At 59.7% G+C, this 17967-nt stretch carries 17 protein-coding genes; 15 read left to right on the top strand and 2 right to left on the bottom strand.

All coding sequences use genetic code 11. The annotated features are described in order from the left end of the window. Positions 1-86: 86 nt before the first annotated feature. The 9 genes from Q0601_RS17120 (at position 87) to Q0601_RS17080 (ending at position 8042) form a co-directional block, all read left to right on the top strand. Positions 87-674: an RBBP9/YdeN family alpha/beta hydrolase gene (locus tag Q0601_RS17120; protein WP_305291100.1), complete on the top strand. Its 588-nt coding sequence runs from the start codon at positions 87-89 to the stop codon at positions 672-674. 120 nt (positions 675-794) lie between these two features. Beyond that, positions 795-947, top strand: coding sequence for a hypothetical protein (locus Q0601_RS17115; RefSeq protein WP_305291099.1), 153 nt, complete (start codon positions 795-797; stop codon positions 945-947). Beyond that, the gene (locus Q0601_RS17110) at positions 947-2332 is read left to right on the top strand and encodes an FAD/NAD(P)-binding protein (RefSeq protein WP_305291098.1); all 1386 of its coding nucleotides are present in this window, start codon (positions 947-949) and stop codon (positions 2330-2332) included. The genes Q0601_RS17115 and Q0601_RS17110 overlap by 1 nt, the downstream gene beginning before the upstream one ends. 125 nt (positions 2333-2457) lie before the next feature. Then, entirely contained in the window at positions 2458-3027 is a 570-nt protein-coding gene (locus Q0601_RS17105; protein ID WP_305291097.1) for an NAD(P)H-dependent oxidoreductase, read from the top strand. Between the two features lie 93 nt (positions 3028-3120). After that, positions 3121-4017 (top strand): TauD/TfdA dioxygenase family protein, encoded by an 897-nt coding sequence (locus Q0601_RS17100; RefSeq protein WP_305291096.1) that lies wholly within the window; start codon positions 3121-3123, stop codon positions 4015-4017. Between the two features lie 34 nt (positions 4018-4051). Beyond that, a complete protein-coding gene (locus Q0601_RS17095; protein WP_305291095.1) occupies positions 4052-5404 on the top strand; it encodes an LLM class flavin-dependent oxidoreductase in 1353 nt (450 codons plus the stop codon). Between the two features lie 15 nt (positions 5405-5419). Continuing rightward, positions 5420-6250, top strand: coding sequence for an ABC transporter permease (locus Q0601_RS17090; protein WP_305291094.1), 831 nt, complete (start codon positions 5420-5422; stop codon positions 6248-6250). Between the two features lie 29 nt (positions 6251-6279). After that, entirely contained in the window at positions 6280-7275 is a 996-nt protein-coding gene (locus Q0601_RS17085) for an ABC transporter substrate-binding protein (protein WP_305291093.1), read from the top strand. Next, positions 7272-8042 carry an ABC transporter ATP-binding protein gene (locus tag Q0601_RS17080; protein WP_305291092.1) on the top strand — a complete coding sequence of 257 codons (771 nt, stop codon included), beginning with the start codon at positions 7272-7274 and terminating at the stop codon, positions 8040-8042. Before Q0601_RS17085 ends, Q0601_RS17080 begins: the two co-directional genes overlap by 4 nt. Before the next feature lie 145 nt (positions 8043-8187). Here Q0601_RS17080 and Q0601_RS17075 read toward each other — a convergent pair whose 3' ends face one another. Continuing rightward, positions 8188-8574: a RidA family protein gene (locus tag Q0601_RS17075; protein WP_305291091.1), complete on the bottom strand. Its 387-nt coding sequence runs from the start codon at positions 8572-8574 to the stop codon at positions 8188-8190. A gap of 29 nt (positions 8575-8603) precedes the next feature. Further along, the gene (locus Q0601_RS17070) at positions 8604-9467 is read right to left on the bottom strand and encodes a MurR/RpiR family transcriptional regulator (RefSeq protein WP_305291090.1); all 864 of its coding nucleotides are present in this window, start codon (positions 9465-9467) and stop codon (positions 8604-8606) included. Between the two features lie 159 nt (positions 9468-9626). On the opposite strand from Q0601_RS17070, the gene Q0601_RS17065 reads away from it, so the two are divergent. The 6 genes from Q0601_RS17065 (at position 9627) to Q0601_RS17040 (ending at position 17768) form a co-directional block, all read left to right on the top strand. Beyond that, positions 9627-10715 (top strand): D-TA family PLP-dependent enzyme, encoded by a 1089-nt coding sequence (locus tag Q0601_RS17065; protein WP_305291089.1) that lies wholly within the window; start codon positions 9627-9629, stop codon positions 10713-10715. Between the two features lie 404 nt (positions 10716-11119). After that, a complete protein-coding gene (locus Q0601_RS17060) occupies positions 11120-12634 on the top strand; it encodes a M81 family metallopeptidase (RefSeq protein ID WP_305291088.1) in 1515 nt (504 codons plus the stop codon). Between the two features lie 2 nt (positions 12635-12636). Beyond that, positions 12637-14154: an ABC transporter substrate-binding protein gene (locus tag Q0601_RS17055; RefSeq protein WP_305291087.1), complete on the top strand. Its 1518-nt coding sequence runs from the start codon at positions 12637-12639 to the stop codon at positions 14152-14154. Positions 14155-14159: 5 nt separating this feature from the next. Further along, a complete protein-coding gene (locus Q0601_RS17050) occupies positions 14160-15110 on the top strand; it encodes an ABC transporter permease (RefSeq protein ID WP_305291086.1) in 951 nt (316 codons plus the stop codon). Then, the gene (locus Q0601_RS17045; protein WP_305291085.1) at positions 15107-15952 is read left to right on the top strand and encodes an ABC transporter permease; all 846 of its coding nucleotides are present in this window, start codon (positions 15107-15109) and stop codon (positions 15950-15952) included. The genes Q0601_RS17050 and Q0601_RS17045 overlap by 4 nt, the downstream gene beginning before the upstream one ends. Position 15953: 1 nt before the next feature. Further along, complete coding sequence (locus Q0601_RS17040) at positions 15954-17768, top strand: ABC transporter ATP-binding protein (RefSeq protein ID WP_305291084.1); 1815 nt, start codon at positions 15954-15956, stop codon at positions 17766-17768. Positions 17769-17967 lie beyond the last annotated feature (199 nt).

The following is a 17967-nucleotide window of genomic DNA, read 5'->3' as shown; positions in this document are numbered from 1 at the left end:
GAGGATTATTTTTCTTCAGATCCGGAAATATTTGGAATAACAATATACGACTAAGTTGGTAGTCTTTATGGGAAAGGAGTTTCGTCATGATCAAAACCCTCCTCATTCCCGGTCTCGACGGTTCACCTGCCGCACATTGGCAGCACTGGTGGGCGGCGACCGATCCCACTGCCAAGATCGTCGAGCAATATTCCTGGTCCAAGCCATCGCCGGAAGCTTGGCTTACCGAGATTGCCGCGGCGACGCTGATCTATCCCGATTCGGTTCTGGTCGGTCATTCGCTGGGCGCTATCGCCATTGTCCGCCTGCTTTCGTCCTGGCCCCAGATCAAGATTGCGGGTGCCCTGCTGGTCGCGCCGGCAGAACCCTCGAAAAGTGCCCGTACCGCATCCTTCGGTCCGATTCCGCAACGACCGTTGCATGACAAGGTGATCGTCGCCGCCAGCCGGAACGATCCATGGATGGATCAGAAACAGGCGCGCAGCCTGGCGGATAGCTGGAAGGCCGATTTCATCGACATGGGCGATGCCGGCCATATCAATATCGCCTCAGGCTATGGCCCCTGGGCGCAGGGCAAGGCCCTGCGTGAACAGCATTGGCCACAAAAAGGAACCGCCCGGCCGCGCGTTTTCCTGCCGGTCGAGCGCGCTCCGAAAGCCGTGGAGATACGCTGATGACACAACGATCCGCGATAATGATCCGGCAGGCCGAACCGGCACTCTTCCTTGGGACCTGCTATCTCATCCTGCTGGCATTCATCCTGTATTTACCACCAAACTGAGAGGAAAACTCCGATGTTTCCCTGTTGTGCGTATGATCCGAACTTTCTGTTGTTCGCCATGGACAAGGACGGGATTGAACCGGCACCCGATCACTGCGCCCTGACCGTTGCCGTCGCCCTTCTGGCCTTGGTCTGGACCATCGGCCTTGTGATGGCGGTATCGTGATGGACGGGGCATACAGGCAAGATCATCGGGATGGGCAGCATGTCCTGATCGTCGGAGGCGGCGCGAGCGGCGTGCTGATGGCTACCCATCTGCTGCGGCTTCCGACCCGGAAGGTCAGGGTCACGATCATCGAAAGGGCGGAACTGCTTGGCTGCGGCATCGCCTATGGCACCGATGATCCCGATCATTTGCTGAATACCCGCGCCTCGCAGATGAGCGCATTCCCGGATCAGCCGGACCATTTCGAGCGCTGGCTGACCGGCGAGGGTATTCCCGTCAGCGGCATGAGCTTTGTCGATCGCGGCACTTATGGCCGCTATCTGGCCAGCCTGCTTGCTCCATGGCGCGAAGAGGGTGCGGAAAGTGGGCGGCTTCACTGCATGCGCGGCGAGTGCCTGCGTATCCTCGAGACGGATGACGGGGTGACTGCCGAATTTGATGACGGCAGAACCGTCCGGGCGGATCGGGCCATTCTTGCGACAGGCCATGCCGTCCCGTCAGAGCCGCCCTACCCTTTGCGTGGCGGATGGGATTTCAATCCGCCCGCCGATGCGGATGCGACCGTTGCCATCATCGGAACCGGCCTGAGCATGGTCGACCATGTCGCGACGCTTCTGGGGGCCGGCCACAGGGGGCAGATTTATTGCCTGTCGCGTCGCGGCCTGCTGCCGCAGCCCCATGCGGACACATATGCGCTTGGGCTTGAACAGCACAGGATTCCGCTGGGCGCATCGGTCAGCAAGACGATGCATTGGCTTCGCGGATTGGTCCGGCTTGCCGAGGCGCAGGGCGGAACCTGGCGGGACGCGGTAGATGCGATCCGGCCCCATGTTGCGAAGATATGGCGCGCCTGGTCTCTGGAAGACCGCGCCAGATTCCTGCGCCACGCCGCCGCCTGGTGGGAAGTGCACCGCCACCGGATGCCTCCGGTTTCGGCGAATCGGATGTCGCGGGCAGCAGCAAGCGGGCAGCTTTCCATCCTTCGCGGCCATTTCCAAAGCGCTAAGGAACGTGACGACGGGCGCATAGTGATGCGGATTGTTCCACGGAAAAGCGGCAGCCCCGAACACTTGGTCGCCGATCATGTGATCGACTGCCGCGGCATTCGCCGCGACCCGGTCGAACATGCGGTCCCGGTGGTTCGCGATCTGCTGCTGCGGCGTGCCGCACGGCTTGATCCGCTTGGCCTTGGCCTGGATACGACCACCTCGGCCCAAGTGATCGACGCATCCGGCCAGACATCGCAGCGGATCTATGCGGTCGGCCCCGCCGCACGAGGCGCATTGTGGGAGATCACGGCGATTCCCGACATCCGCGAACAAACCGCCAATCTGGCGCAGGACTTCTTTGGGCCAAGCGATATCCATGTCGGCGAAAGGGTCTGAGTTTCTCCCGGAAGCGTAGCGAGCAAGTTGTTTACTCTCTCTGTGCGAGAATCTTTAGAATGGAGTAGAAGCCTTCCGTCATTTATACCTTAATCACGACAGGAATGATCGTGTAAGAGGATAAAATGGCGGAAATCATTGGCTTTGCGGGAAGTGTCAGCATCCCATCTCGTACCAGAGCGCTTGTTGACCTGGCGACACAACGAAGCGCGGATCTGTCAGGAATGAAAGGCGCGACCTTCGATTTGATCGACCTTGGCCGCCAGTTCGGGGCCGTTCATACGCTGGCCGAGCTTGATTCAAGGACCCGTGCGATCATTGACCGGATTATCGCCGCGGATGCGCTTGTGGTTGGAAGCCCGGTCTACAAGGGCAGCTATACCGGCCTTTTCAAGCATCTTTTCGATCTGCTCGAACCTGAAGCATTGAAAGGAAAGCCGGTCCTTCTGACTGCCACGGGCGGCGGGCATCGCCACGCGCTTGTCATCGAGCATCAATTGCGTCCGCTGCTTGGTTTTTTCGAGGCCACCACAGTTGCAACCGGCGTTTACGCCTCTTCCGAAGACTTTACCGATGGTCTGCCGACATCACTGACCCTGACCAAGCGGCTGGAAGATGCGGCGGCGCAACTGGCTTCGGCCATCTCTGCGCGCACAGCTGCCCGACAGCGCGAACCTGTCTTTAGTCCAGCCTGAGAACCAGAACCTCATCAGTCCGTCCTGTTCCCGATCCGGCTCATCCCTGAACCGGCAACGGCGGGCCTGTGCTCACTGAAAGGAGCTTTTCCCATGACTCAGCAAGATATCATTACCCACGGCACCCCGGTCCTTGAGACGCATCAGGTCACGCCGGTCATTGGCGCCGAGATCCGGGGCGTGCAGCTATCCGGGGACCTTGACGATCTGGTCGTCGACGAGATCAAGACGCTTATCGCCCGCCACAAGGTCGTGTTTTTCCGCGATCAGCACCATCTCGACGATGCCGGTCAGGAAGCCTTTGCCTCGCGGCTGGGCGAATTGGTGGCACATCCGACCCAGCATGTGCGCAAGGGAACGACAAGCCTTCTGGAACTGGATTCGTCTCATGGTGGCCGGGCCGATCAGTGGCATACCGACATTACATTCGTTCCGGCCTATCCCAAATATTCGGTGCTGCGTGGCGTCGTCATCCCCGAAACGGGCGGGGACACGATCTGGGCCAATACGAGCGCCGCATATGAGGCGCTGCCGCCCGCGTTAAAGCAGCTGGCCGAGTCCCTGCGGGCGGTTCACAGCAATTCCTATGACTACGCGGCCCAGCGTCCGAAAGCGACAGAGGTCGAAAAGAAACATTACCGCGAGGTCTTCTCGTCCAAGGTCTTCCAGGCCGAGCATCCCGTGGTGCGCGTGCATCCCGAAACCGGAGAACGGACATTGTTGCTGGGCAGTTTCGTGCAGCGCATTAACGGGCTGTCGCGATCCGATACCCACAAGATTTACGAGCTGTTCCAAGACTATATCACCGCCCCTGAAAACACGGTTCGCTGGCGCTGGCGTGTCGGTGACGTTGCGATCTGGGATAACCGCGCAACCCAGCATGTGGCAATCAACGATTATGGCGACGCCCATCGCGTCGTGCGGCGCGTAACCACCGAGGGCGATACGCCCGTAGGCATCGATGGCCGCAGGAGCGTCAAACTCTCCTGACCATGACCTTTCACATCTCACAGGACCCGCAATCATGACCAGACAGATCAAACTTGGTGCATTCCTGCCTGGCGGCGGTCAGCATGTGGCTGCCTGGCGTCACCCCGATCAGCCCGCCGATGGCGCCACGAATTTCGAGTTTCACAAGCAACTTGCCCAAACAGCGGAGCGCGGGCTGTTCGATGCCTATTTCCTTGCCGATGGTCTTGCCGTCTCATTCGGCGGCGGGACCGAGGGCGGCAATGCCAAGGTCGCAGGCTTCGAACCGGTGACCCTGTTCTCTGCTTTGGCGCCGCTGACAAAACATCTCGGCTTCATCGCGACGGCCTCCACAAGTTACGAAGAACCCTATAACATCGCCCGCAAATTCGCGTCTCTCGACCTGATCTCTGGTGGTCGGGCCGGTTGGAACGTGGTGACGACGGCAAGCGACGCCGCGGCCCGGAATTTCAACTTTGCCGAACAGCCGCCGCATGCAACGCGGTATCGCCGCGCGCGGGAACATGTCGAGGTCGTCAGGAAACTTTGGGACAGTTTCGAGGATGACGCATTCATTCGCGACAAGGAAAGCGGTGTCTTTTACGATACCGGCAAGATGCATTTCGCGGATCATGTGGGTGAACATTTCAAGGTCAATGGCCCGCTGAACGTGCCCCGTTCCCCACAAGGTCATCCCGTCATCGTTCAGGCCGGTCAGTCCGAGGACGGAAGATCACTGGCCGCCGCGACGGCGGAAGTCATCTTCACCGCGCATCAGCGGCTGAACACCGCGCAGGAATTTTATCGCGACATCAAGACCCGCGCCGCCGCCGAAGGGCGCAATCCCGATCATGTGCTGATCATGCCCGGTGTGTCGCCCTTCGTCGGACGAACCGAGGAAGAGGCGCAGGAGAAATACGAACGCCTCACCTCCTATATCCTGGAAGAGGACGGCATCGCGCTTCTGAACGGCCTGACCGGGGGAACACTGGATCTGACGGGCCATGATCTCGACGGCCCCCTGCCGCCCGCCCCTCCGACCGAGGGCAACAAGTCGCGTCAGGTGCTGCTTCGCCAGATCGCCGATGAGAACGGCTTCACGATCCGTCAGCTTTACCAATGGGTTGCGTCGGCGCGCGGGCATTACACGATCATCGGTACAGCCAAACAAATCGCCGATATGCTGCAGGAGTGGTTCGAGAGCGAAGCCGCAGATGGCTTCAACATCTTGCCGCCCTGGCTTCCCACATCGCTTGACGATTTCGTCGATCTGGTAATCCCCGAGCTACAGCGGCGCGGTCTGTTCCGCACCGCCTATGAAGGCCGGACCCTGCGCGAAAATCTTGGCCTGCCCATCCCCGTCAATGGATATGTGGCAGGTCGTAAAACGGCCCAGGCCGCAGAATGACAGGAGCGAATATCAATGACCTATGACCTGACCGGTGCCGCGCAGCGTGTGCGGCCGAAATGGACCATTGGCGCCAAAGGTATTTCGCCTGTGCTTGGCAAGGCGGCTGCCGATTATGGCCTGATCTTCGCCTTTTTCGCAGGCTGGCAGATTGCCAGCACGGTCGGCTGGCTGAATCCGGCGGTCTTTCCTCCGCTTGACCGCGTGGCGCAAGCGCTTTGGGGCGGGATCACCTCGGGGGCTTTGCTTGATGATATCGCGATCTCGATCCAGCGGGCGGGCATTGCCTTTGTTGCCGCCGTCGGGCTTGGGATCCCGCTTGGCCTTGTCATGGGACAGATCAAACCGGTGGAGCGTGCGCTTGACCCGATCCTGCAACTTTTCCGGCAAACCTCGGCACTTGCCCTTTATCCGGTCTTCATCCTGCTGCTTGGGCTTGGTGAAACCTCGAAAGTGTTTCTGATCTTCTGGGCGACGATCTTCCCGATCCTGCTGGCCACGATCGGCGGGGTCAAGGAAGTCGATGCGAAACTGATCGAGATGGCCCGCAGTTTCGGGGCCTCGCGCGCGACCATCTTTCGCCGCGTCATCCTGCCCGCTTCCGTGCCGTCCATCTTCGTGGGCCTGCGGCTTTCGGCGACGACGGCGCTTCTGCTGCTGATCGCGGCAGAGATGATCGGCGCGAATAAGGGGATCGGTTTTCAGGTGATGAATGCCCAGTACAATTTCCAGATCCCCCTGATGTTCGCCGCAATCTTCCTGCTGGCCTTTCTTGGCCTTGCCGCGAACGCGGTTCTGGTGCTGCTGCAGCGGCGTCTTTGCCGCTGGAGCGTCGTCAACCAGTGATCTCCGGATTTCACAATTAGGATAGACCCATGACCCACAGGTTCAGAAACCTTCTTTCCGCCGCGGGCGCCACGATCGTTCTGGCCGGCGCGGCACATGCCGAGGATGTCACCATGCGCTTCCTCGCGAGCCATGGCAGCATCGCCGCGCATGAACTGGCCCAGGAACTTGGCTACTTCGAAGGCACCGGCGTCAGCGTCGAAAGTATCGGCTATGCCGGCGGCGGCCCCGAATCCCTTTTTGCCCTTGCCTCCGGGGACGTCGATATCGGCTCGGCCGCGACCTCCGCCGTGCTCAATTCCATCGCAAGCGGCAATGATTTCGTGGCGGCTTACCCCAGCAATGGCATCAATGACGAGGTGCAATCCATTTTCTATGTGCTTGAGGACAGCCCGATCCATTCGATCGAGGATATCGCAGGCAAGACCATCGCGGTGAACACGCTTGGCGCGCATCTTGACTATACGGTGCGCGAGGCGCTGCATTCGGTTGGCCTGCCACAGAACGCCGCCAATCTGATCGTGGCGCCGGGCCCGCAGCTTGAACAGGTCCTGCGCTCGAAACAGGTCGATATCGCCGCATTCGGCTATTGGCAGACGACATTCGAAGGGGTTGCCCGCACGCAAGGCGGGCTGCGGGCGGTTTTCGACGATACCGATATTCTTGGCGATATCGCCGGCGGCTTTACCGTATTGCGCCGGGATTGGGCGGATGAGCATTCCGAAGCGGCCAAAGCCTTTATCGAGAAATCGGCCCTTGCGCTGGATTACGCGCGCGAACACCCCGAGGAAACCCGCGAGATCATGGCCCGCATGCTTGAAGAGCGCGGCGAGAATCCCGAGGTGGCACAGTATTTCGCAGGCTATGGCATCCGCGAAGGCGGTTTGCCGGTAGAGCGCGACGTGCAGTTCTGGATCGATGTTCTGGTTCGCGAAGGTGCCCTATCCGAAGGACAGCTTGACGTATCCGACATTCTTCTGGTCACGGGCGAGGAGGAAAAGACCGACAAGGGATCGGGCGCATGAGCGTTGCACAGATTTCCGCGAAAGGAGAGGTCACGATCCGCGACCTTTCCAAATCCTTCCGGATCGACGGCGATAGCCTGACGGTTCTGAAAGACATCAATCTCAACATTTCCGGCGGCGAAAGCCTTGCCATCGTGGGCGCCAGCGGTTCCGGCAAAACGACCTTACTTCGCGTGCTGGCCGGGCTGACAGAGCCGGATTCCGGCAGCGTTCTGATCGATGGCGAACCGGTCCACGGGCTTGGCAAGGAACGCGCGGTGATCTTTCAGGAACCCCGGCTTCTGCCCTGGCTCACGGTGCTTGGAAATGTTGCCTTCGGGCTGGAGGTTCAGGGCATCCCAGGCGACCAGGCCGCGGAAAGGGCGCGGCATTATATCCGCCTTGTGGGCCTGGCCGAATTCGAGGGGGCATGGCCCCGGCAACTTTCGGGCGGCATGGCCCAGCGGGTCGGCATCGCCCGCGCACTGACCGTTCAGCCCGAGATCCTGTTGCTGGACGAACCGCTTGGCGCGCTTGACGCCATGACCAAGATGACGATGCAGGAAGAGCTTGTTCGCATCTGGACGGAAGAAAGCGTGACCATGGTGCTTGTCACCCATGATCTTGAAGAGGCGATCTTTCTGGCCGACAGGGTGCTGGTCCTGCCAAAGACGAAGGATACTGCCATCCGCCTGATCGATATCGATCTGCCCCATCCCAGAGACCGCAGCGATCCCGACTTCGTACAGAACCGGCGGCAGCTTATGGCGGAATTCGGACTTCATTGAAATGGCTCGGGCCGGCGGATGGCTGGCCGGAAGTTTCACATCGGGATGCAGCATAATTCTCGAAAGGGCGGCATGTCGCCGCCCTTTTCATATCAGGAACATTCCCGCCGGTTCCGGGCCGGGTTCAGGCGACCCGGCCCTGCCCTCATTTCTTCTTATAAGCGATACAATCTACCTCGACCTTGCAATCCACCACCATCGAGGATTGTACTGCGGCGCGGGCGGGCGGATGGTCTCCGAAATATTTCTCGAAGACGCCGTTGAAGCTCCAGAAATCGCGCGCATCGTCCAGCCAGACCCCGACGCGGACGATATCTTCGACGCCATAACCGGCATCCTTGACGATCTGCAGCATGTTCTCGATGGCGATATTGGCCTGCTCGGTAATGCCGTGACCAGTGACTTCGCCGTCGCGCATCGGGGTCTGGCCCGAAACGTAAAGCCAGCCATCCGCTTCCGTCGCCTTGGCGAAGGGCAGCGATTTCTGTCCCGAACCTTTCGAAGCCCCGACACCGTGGCGTTTGATCGTCATGCTATTCTCCATATTAACAGGGTTATTGATTAATCGCCCAGAAGCTGGCGGTCGTCGCCATCGCGATTGCTGACCAGTTCTTCCTTGATCCGCCGCAGATATTGCAGCGATTTCTGGCGGTCGGCGTAAGCTACCAGATTGGCAAGAATATCGATCACCGCCAGATAGGCATAGCGCGTCGAGGTCGGACGATAAATATTGACACCCTCGGGCAGATCAATCGGAATCACGACCGAGGCCCGCTCGGAAACCGGTGATCCGCTTTGCGTAAGCGCGATGGTCGGCACGTTGTGGTGACGGTAAAGATCAAGGCACCGGACCAGTTCCACATCCCGGCCCGTCATTGACGACACGATCGCGACCGTATCAGGCGTTGCCGCCGCCGCCAGCATGACCGCCATCGCCTTGTCATTGGTGCTTTGCACATGACAGCCAAGCCGGAACAGGCGGTTCTGAATCTCATTCGCGATCATGGAAGAATTCCCGCCCGCGCCGACCGCCTGAATGAAGCCGGCACCGCGCAGAAGCCGCGCCGCATCCTCCAGCCGGTCGTGATCAAGCTGATTATGCAGTGAAAACAGCGTATCCTGCGCCTTGGCGACAATATCGTCGATGACTTCCGACACCGTCGTTGTCGGCATTTCCGGCTTCAGATAGCGCAGCCCGACATAGGTCATCCGCGCAAGCTGCACCTTGAAATCCGCAAAGCTCGCACAGCCCAGACGCCTGCAAAACCGTGTGATCGTCGGCGGGGATACCCCGGCACGCTCGGCCAGTTCGTTGATTGTCGAGCCCGTGACGAAATCCACGTCATCCAGCACCAGCGCGGTGATTTTCGCGTCAAGCCTGGATCGGCTGCGCTCTTCGTCGGTCAGGGCATGAAACAGGTCCACAGGGATATTCCTGATTGGTGTAATCGGCCGATAAGGAAAATTAATTACATAATTATGCTGCAGTCAAGCAAATCTGCTGGTATTTTATCCGAATCTACGCTGAAATATGAAAATTATAAACATTACCGATCGCGCCTCCACAAACACGAAGGACATGACATGAGCTATCCATGGCCCAAGCCCGGAACCCCGATTTCCGAGATTCCGACGCCAATGCCGATTATCGACGAAACGATACTTGAACGGAATATCGCGCGGGCACAGAAATATCTGGATGAATGCGGCAAAAGCTTCCGCCCGCATATCAAGACCCACAAGATCCCGGCGCTTGCGGGCCAGCAGATTGCTGCCGGCGCGAAAGGGATCAATTGCCAGAAAATCACCGAGGCCGAGGTTTTCGCGGATGCCGGGATCGACGATATCCTGCTTACATATCACATTCTCGGCCCCGCAAAACTGGCGCGGCTGAAGTTGCTGAACGACCGGGTCGCCAGGCTGACGGTCGTGGCCGACAGCAAGGCGGTGATTGACGGGCTGGCCGCAACATTCGACACATCGCATCATTTGCGGGTCATGATCGAATGCGATACCGGCGGGAAGCGCTGCGGCGTGCAAACCGCACAAGCCGCGATTGAACTGGCCGAATATATCGTTGCGGCACCGGGGCTCGAATTTGTCGGGCTGATGACCTATCCCGCACCCGGCGGGGCAGAGCAGGTCGAGTCCTTCCTTGCGACCGCCATGCAGGGGCTGGACGCGAAAGGCATCCCCTGCCCGGTCCGTTCCAGCGGCGGATCGCCCGATCTTTACAAGGCGCATCTGGTGCCTTCGGCGACCGAGCATCGGGCCGGAACCTATATCTATAACGACCGCAGCATGGTGCGCGCCGGGCAATGCGGATCCGATGATCTGGCGATGACTATTCTGGCAACCGTCATCTCGCGCCCTGCCGCGGATCGGGCGGTGCTGGATTCGGGATCGAAAGCCCTGACCTCGGATCTGCTGGGGTTCAGCGATTACGGGCAAATCTTCGGGGCCGAAGGCGCCCGGATCACCGGCCTGTCGGAAGAACATGCGGTGGTGGATCTGAGCGGGCATTCAGGGGAGTTTCCATCCTTGGGCGAGGTCGTGCGAATCGTGCCGAATCATACCTGTGTCGTCAGTAACCTGTTCGACCGGATGGTCTTTCACCGCGATGGTGTCGTGACCCGGGTCGAAGACGTCGCGGCGCGCGGTACGGTCTGGTGAACAGGACGGGCGCGGTCGGCCGTCAACACCGACCGCGCCCATGCAGACTGAAAATCTCTCTGCCGTGACCGGCGCGGTTTTCACCGCATGGCGCCGATGACTCCACTTGGCGTTACGCCCGGGACATTTCCGCCTTCGAATTTTCATCCGACCAGATCACGATCAAAGATCGCCCTAGTATCATCAGATGCATTTTATGAAAAGAATTTACCTTAAATTTCGGTAATTCCAAATTTTCTTGACATGATTCGCCAGATTACCGTAATTAATGTAAATTATTTACGAATGAGGGGGTGTATTGTAATGGCAAACGATCACAGGATGATCGCATCCGGCACCGTGACAACGCCCCCAGCGACAGTCGCTCGCCGGCCATTCCGCATCTTTATTCTCGCGGTCTGATCATGCGCATCTTCACCGCATCCCTTGCGACCGAAACCAACACCTTCTCACCGGTGCCGACCGACATGAATGCCTTTCGCGCGGCATTCTTCGCCACTCCGGGGCAGCACCCCGAAACGCCGACATTATGTTCTGCTGTCGTGCCGATTCTGCGCAGGCGCGGGAAACAAGAGGGCTTTACCGTCATCGAAGGCACCTCTTGCTGGGCGGAACCGGCGGGGCTGATCCAGCGTGCGACTTATGAGGAATTGCGGGATCAGATCCTTGATCAGCTTCGCGCCGCCTTGCCGGTCGACGGGATCGTCCTTGGGCTGCACGGGGCGATGGTGGCGCAGGATTACGATGATCCCGAAGGCGATCTGCTTCAACATATCCGCGAGATCACCGGCCCGGATGTCCTGATCTCGGCCGAATTCGATCCGCATAGCCATCTGACCCCGAAGCGGGTGCGCAATCTTGACCTGATGGCCGCCTTTCTGGAATTCCCGCATACCGATTTCGAAGAGCGCGGCGAGCATGTGGTCGAGCTTTCCCTGCGCGCGCTGCGGGGTGAGGTGAAACCGGTCATTTCGAGTTTCGATTGCCGGATGATCACCATCTATCCCACCAGCCGCGAACCGATGCGGTCCTATGTGGACAGGCTGGCCGACATGCAGGGCAAGGACGGTGTTCTGTCCATCTCGGTCATTCACGGCTTCATGGCGGGCGATGTCCCTGAAATGGGAACAAGGATCGTCGTCGTCACCGATAATGACCCTGCGGGTGGCGACGCATTGGCGAAACGGCTTGGCGAAGAGCTGTATCTGATGCGCCGCGATACCGTGATGCCCATGCTGGATACGGATGCCGGTCTGGATTACGCGCAGGCATTGCGCAATCGGTATCCCGACAAGCCGGTGGTGATCGCGGATGTCTGGGACAATCCGGGTGGCGGCGTGGCCGGGGATGCCACCTATATCCTGCGCCAGATGATCGCGCGCGGCATGACCAGTCTTGGCGTGGCGACCATTTGGGATCCGATCGCCGCCGGGTTCGCCCATGCGGCGGGCGAAGGTGCCGAACTGGATATGCGGATCGGCGGTAAATCCTGCGCACATGGGGGCGAGCCGCTGGACCTGCGGGTCAGGGTGATGCGCGTTCTGGACGCGGGCTGGCAAAGCTTTCGCAACAGCCGGGTGACGCTTGGGCGCGCTGCAGTAGTTCGCCCGGTCGGCACACAACTGGACATTATCCTGATCACCAGCCGGACGCAGACCTATGAGCCCGATATATTTACCAACGCGGGCATGGATTTCGCGGCCAAGGATTACCTGCTGGTGAAATCCACCAACCATTTCTACGCCGGTTTCGCGCCGATCACATCCGAGATCGTTTATATCGCCGCACCGACATCCTACCCCACCGATCCGGCAAAGACCGATTATCGCAAGGCCCCCCGGGACATATGGCCGCGGGTCGAGGATCCGCTTGGGCTGGAAGCCGAACCCAAAAACGAAACGTCTCAACAGGAAGTTTAATCATGAAAAAATCCGCACTCACGACAAGTACCATCGCATTGATCGCCGGACTGGCGGGCACCGCATTGGCCGACCCGGGCGAAGGTATCCTGACCGTCGCCACCATTGGCGAACCGCCCACGCTTGATGCGATGCAAACGCCGACCGATATCGTTCTGACCATCGATCAGCATATCTTCGAAACCCTGTTCACTTATGATGCGGCATGGCGCTCGGTTCCGCTGCTGGCAGCGGACATGCCCGAGATATCCGAGGATGGGCTGACCTATCGCATTCCGCTGCGCGAAGGGGTGAAATTCCATGACGGCAGCGATTTCGACAGCGCCGACGTGGTTGCCTCGCTTGAACGCTGGATGAAGATCAACTCCAAGGGCAAAGAGGTCGCCGAGATTGTCGAAAGCCTGACGGCCGATGGCGACAATGTCGTGGTTTTCAAGCTGATATCCCGGTATGCGCCGCTGCTTGCCACCATCTCGCAAGCCGCGATCATCCTGCCTTCGGAGAAAATCGGGGATGAGCTGACGGAATTCGTCGGCACCGGTCCCTATCTGCTGAAGGAGCGCAAGCCGGATCAATATACACAGCTTGTCCGTTTCGAGGATTATAAATCGCCCAAGGGTGAGGTCAGCAACTATGCCGGCAAACGCGAGGCTATCGCGAAGGAAATTCATTTCGTCCCGGTTCCCGATGCGAATACCCGCGTTGAAGGGCTGATTTCCGGGCAGTTCGATTTCGCGGACTCTCTGCCGGTCAGTGCCTATGAACGGGTAGAGGCCAGCGACAATGCCAAGCCGGTGATTTTCGAGAACTCGGGCTGGGCCTCGATGAACATGAATATGCAGGAAGGCCCCCTGACGAACAAGCAACTGCGTCAGGCCGTTCAACTTGCGCTTGATCCCAACGACATGATGCTTGCCGCTTTCGGGGATGAGCGGTTCTTTAGTGTGGATGGCTCGATCTTCCCGGAAGGTTATATCTGGCATACGGAGGAAGGCGTCGCCCGCTATGACGAGGCGGATCCCGAAGGGGCGGCGAAAATGCTGTCCGATGCCGGATATGACGGCACGCCCATCCGTCTGCTGACCAGCCGCCAGTATGAATTCCATTACAAGATCGGCGAAGTCGCCAAGGCTTATCTGGAAGCGGCGGGGTTCAAGGTCGATTTGCAGGTGGTGGATTGGGCAACCCTGACCGAGCGCCGCGCCGATCCGGGCAAATGGGATATCTTCATCACCCATTCGAATTTCCCCGGCGACCCGACCACGATCAATACGATCAATGACAACTATCCGGGCTGGTATGTCTCGGATCAGAAGGCGCAGGCCGTAGGCACTTATATGGAGGCGACCTCGGACGAAGATAAAATCGCGGCATGGGCTGGCATCCAGACGGCGATCTATGACGATGCGCCGCTGTTCAAGGTCGGCAATTTCAATGGTGTGTCCGGCGTCGCCAATACCGTCAGCGGCTACGAGCCGACCTATTGGCCGCATTTCTGGAACGTCACCCCAACGGAGTAATTGCCATGAACCGGGTCGTTCGTGCTTTCGCAAAGCGTCTTTTCGGCATGTTGATCGTGCTGCTGATTGTCGCAACGCTTGTTTTCATCATTGTCCGGGTCACGCCGGGCGACCCCGCCGCTGTCATGCTTGGCTCTGACGCCACGCCCGCAGATATCGCCCAATTACGCGAAAGGCTGGGGCTCAATGCGCCGCTGATCGTTCAATACGGGCAATTCATGCTGGGCTTGCTGAAGGGCGATCTTGGCCATTCGATTTTCCTGAACCAATCGGTGGGGCAGGCTTTGCTTGCCCGTGCCGAGCCGACATTTTTCCTGACACTGTTCTCGATCCTGATCGCCTCGGCCATCGCGCTGCCGGTGGGCATCCTGTCGGCGGTCAAGCGCGGGACGATCTTCGATCAGATCGTCGTCACCCTGACCATGGTGGCGGCCAGCGTTCCCAGCTTCTGGCTGGGCCTGATCCTGATTCAGGTCTTTGCGGTGCAATTGGGCTGGTTCCCCGCCTCGGGCTATGGCGGCCCCGCGACGCCCTTCGTGGACCGGTTAGGTCATCTGGTCCTGCCCGCCGTCGCTCTGGGCGTTGTCAATTCGGCACTGATCACGCGGTTTACTCGCGCGGCAATGCTGGACGTTCTGGGCGACGATTATGTGCGCACCGCCCGGGCCAAAGGCGCGAATGAGCGACGGGTGGTGCTGAAACATGCCTTCCGGAACGCGCTGGTGCCAATCATTACCGTCATTGGCCTGTCCATCGCCATGCTGGTCGCGGGCGCCGTTGTGACGGAAACCGTCTTTGGCCTGCCCGGCGTCGGAAATCTTGTCGTCTCGGCAGTGCTAAGACGCGATTATCCCGTGATTCAGGGGACATTGCTGGTCGTCGCGGCAATCTATGTCCTGATCAATTTCATCGTGGACATGCTTTATGTCGTCGCTGATCCGAGGGTGCGGCTATGATTTCCAGATTCCTCATCGCGATCCGCCCGCTTTTGCGGAACCGCGCCGTCGTGATCGGCATGATCATCCTGACAATCGTCGTGCTTGCCGCGATCCTTGCGCCGCTGATTTCGCCATACGCGCCGAACAAGCTTTCGATCGTCAACAAGCTTCTGCCCCCCTCGTCCGAGCATTGGTTCGGCACCGATGAATTCGGCCGCGATATCCTGTCCCGCGCGATCTATGCGGGCCGGATTTCGCTTCTGGTCAGCCTTGGCGTCGTGATCCTGTCCACCATTCTGGGCGTCATCCTTGGCGTCGCGGCCGGTTTCTTCCCGCGTCTTGATACGCCGATATCGCGACTGCTCGACGCCATGATGTCCTTTCCCGATATCCTGCTGGCCATTGCATTGGTCGCGGCGCTCGGACCATCGCTGGTAACGGTCATTATCGCGCTGGGCATCACCTATGCGCCGCGGCTGGCCCGGATCGTACGCGGCTCGACCCTTGTCCTGCGCGAAATGCCTTATATCGAGGCCGCGGTGACGCTTGGGCTGCCCACCCGACAATTGCTGCTGCGTCATGTGCTGCTGAACCTTGCCTCTCCGATCCTGGTGCAGGCAACATTCGTCTTCGCTTCGGCGATGCTGGCCGAGGCAAGCCTGTCTTTCCTTGGCGTGGGCGTTTCGACCGATATGCCAACATGGGGCACGATGCTGGCCTCGGGGCGCGAATATATGAACAACGCGCCCTGGCTGATGCTTTTCCCCGGCCTTGCCATCGTTTTCTCGGTCCTGTCGCTGCAACTTCTTGGCGACGGTTTGCGCGATCTGGTCGATCCACGTCTGACGAAGGAACGCTGATATGAATGATGTTCACAGCCAGCCGATCCTTGCGGTCGAGAACCTGACGACCTCGTTTCACACCCGCGACGGCTGGAAACCCGTCATCCGGGATATAAACTTCCATATCAACGCGGGCGAAACCCTTGCCATCGTCGGCGAATCCGGATCGGGCAAAAGCGTCACCGCCCTGTCGACGATGCGCCTTTTGCCGCGCGACAAATCCCGTATCGAGGGCCGGATCCTGCTGGACGGCCGCGATCTGCTGAAGATCAGCGAGTCAGAGATGCGCGGCGTGCGCGGCGGCGATATCGGGATGATCTTTCAGGAACCCATGACGTCGCTCAACCCGGTATTCACCATCGGCAATCAGCTTGCCGAAGCTTTGGTCCTGCATCGCAGCATGTCGTGGCGCGAAGCCGAGGCCGAGGCGCTGCGCCTGATGGAACGTGTCCGGATCCCGGCCGCCAAAGACCGGCTGCATGAATATCCGCATAAGTTTTCGGGCGGGATGCGACAGCGGGTGATGATCGCCATGGCGCTGGCCTGCCGCCCCAAACTGCTGATCGCGGATGAACCGACCACCGCGCTGGACGTCACCATTCAGGCCGAAATTCTGTTGCTGATCCGCGAGCTTCAGAAAGAAGAGAACATGGCCGTTCTGTTCATCACCCATGATATGGGCGTGGTGGCCGAGGTGGCGGACCGTACCCTTGTGGTGTTTCGCGGCGATACCGTCGAAACCGGCGAAACCGGCAGGATTTTCGCGAACCCGACCCGGCCCTATACCAAGGCCCTGCTGGCCTCAATCCCACGTCTTGGCTCGATGGGCGACGCCAAGGGTCCGCGGCGCTTTCCTGAGGTTGATCTGACCACCGGCATCGCAAGCGAAGGGATCGAAATGGTCCGGACATCCCCTGATGCGAAACCGGTGGTCTCGGTTTCGAACCTGTCCATCCGGTTCGATCTGCCGCATGGGCGGGTTCACGCGGTGGAGGACGTGTCCTTTCAGCTCTATCCTGGCGAAACTCTGGCGCTGGTTGGCGAATCCGGTTGCGGGAAATCCACCACCGGCCGCGCGATCATGCGTCTGCAAAAGCCGACCAAAGGGAATATCTTCATCGGCGACAAGGATATCGCCGATATCTCGGGGCAGGAACTGCGCCGGCTGCGGCGTTCCGCGCAAATGATCTTTCAGGATCCCTTCGCTTCGCTGAACCCGCGCATCAAGATCGGCGATGCCATCAAAGAACCGATGTTGTCGCATCGCCTGATGTCCGGATCAGAGGCAAAGGACCGGGTGGCGACCCTGTTGTCGCAGGTTGGCCTGTCGCCCGACATGGCGGAACGCTTCCCGCATGAATTTTCGGGCGGCCAGCGGCAGCGCATCTCGATTGCCCGCGCATTGGCGCTTAGCCCGCAGGTGATCGTCGCGGATGAGGCCGTTTCGGCGCTGGATGTCTCGGTCAAGGCGCAGGTCTCGAACCTGCTTCTGGATCTTCAGGCGGAACATGATCTGGCCTATCTGTTCATCTCGCATGACATGTCGGTCGTTGAACGGATCAGTCATCGGGTTGCGGTAATGTATTTCGGTGAGATCGTCGAAATCGGCCCCAGGGCCGCAATCTTCGACAACCCGCAACATCTCTATACCCAGCGGCTTATCGCTGCCGTTCCCATCCCCGACCCATCGCGCCGGGGGATCATGCAGCCCGCCGATTCCACCGAAATACGCTCGCCGGTGCGCCCGATGGATTATATCCACCCGACCCGGCAATACCGCGAGGTCTCGCCCGGCCATATGGTCCAACTGGACGATCATGTCGGGGCGGCATAAGCCCGGGGCAACGAAACGCAAAGAACAGGCTGCGGCATCTCTTGTACGTGCCGCACCCGCCCGGATTCGCCTTCTCCCCTTCTTCTTTGTCCAAATACCTCGGGGGTGCGGGGGCGGCGCCGCCCCCCCCCCCGGGGCGCCCAAAAACCCCCCGGGCGGAGCGACCCCCCCCCCCCCCCGGGGCGGACGCCGATCAATG

The organism is Paracoccus wurundjeri (assembly GCF_030678915.1).
GTDB classification, from domain to species: Bacteria; Pseudomonadota; Alphaproteobacteria; order Rhodobacterales; family Rhodobacteraceae; genus Paracoccus; species Paracoccus onubensis_A.
The sequence above is the reverse complement of the archived record's forward strand: the minus strand, read 5'-3'. Positions and strand labels throughout refer to the sequence as shown.

What these genes read in the sequence shown, in the direction of transcription:
- Q0601_RS17120 (WP_305291100.1), top strand. Translation starts at nt 87, where the DNA reads ATGATCAAAACCCTCCTCATTCCCGGTCTCGACGGTTCACCTGCCGCA.
- Q0601_RS17115 (WP_305291099.1), top strand. Translation starts at nt 795, where the DNA reads ATGTTTCCCTGTTGTGCGTATGATCCGAACTTTCTGTTGTTCGCCATG.
- Q0601_RS17110 (WP_305291098.1), top strand. Translation starts at nt 947, where the DNA reads ATGGACGGGGCATACAGGCAAGATCATCGGGATGGGCAGCATGTCCTG.
- Q0601_RS17105 (WP_305291097.1), top strand. Translation starts at nt 2,458, where the DNA reads ATGGCGGAAATCATTGGCTTTGCGGGAAGTGTCAGCATCCCATCTCGT.
- Q0601_RS17100 (WP_305291096.1), top strand. Translation starts at nt 3,121, where the DNA reads ATGACTCAGCAAGATATCATTACCCACGGCACCCCGGTCCTTGAGACG.
- Q0601_RS17095 (WP_305291095.1), top strand. Translation starts at nt 4,052, where the DNA reads ATGACCAGACAGATCAAACTTGGTGCATTCCTGCCTGGCGGCGGTCAG.
- Q0601_RS17090 (WP_305291094.1), top strand. Translation starts at nt 5,420, where the DNA reads ATGACCTATGACCTGACCGGTGCCGCGCAGCGTGTGCGGCCGAAATGG.
- Q0601_RS17085 (WP_305291093.1), top strand. Translation starts at nt 6,280, where the DNA reads ATGACCCACAGGTTCAGAAACCTTCTTTCCGCCGCGGGCGCCACGATC.
- Q0601_RS17080 (WP_305291092.1), top strand. Translation starts at nt 7,272, where the DNA reads ATGAGCGTTGCACAGATTTCCGCGAAAGGAGAGGTCACGATCCGCGAC.
- Q0601_RS17075 (WP_305291091.1), bottom strand. Translation starts at nt 8,574, where the DNA reads ATGACGATCAAACGCCACGGTGTCGGGGCTTCGAAAGGTTCGGGACAG.
- Q0601_RS17065 (WP_305291089.1), top strand. Translation starts at nt 9,627, where the DNA reads ATGAGCTATCCATGGCCCAAGCCCGGAACCCCGATTTCCGAGATTCCG.
- Q0601_RS17060 (WP_305291088.1), top strand. Translation starts at nt 11,120, where the DNA reads ATGCGCATCTTCACCGCATCCCTTGCGACCGAAACCAACACCTTCTCA.
- Q0601_RS17055 (WP_305291087.1), top strand. Translation starts at nt 12,637, where the DNA reads ATGAAAAAATCCGCACTCACGACAAGTACCATCGCATTGATCGCCGGA.
- Q0601_RS17050 (WP_305291086.1), top strand. Translation starts at nt 14,160, where the DNA reads ATGAACCGGGTCGTTCGTGCTTTCGCAAAGCGTCTTTTCGGCATGTTG.
- Q0601_RS17045 (WP_305291085.1), top strand. Translation starts at nt 15,107, where the DNA reads ATGATTTCCAGATTCCTCATCGCGATCCGCCCGCTTTTGCGGAACCGC.
- Q0601_RS17040 (WP_305291084.1), top strand. Translation starts at nt 15,954, where the DNA reads ATGAATGATGTTCACAGCCAGCCGATCCTTGCGGTCGAGAACCTGACG.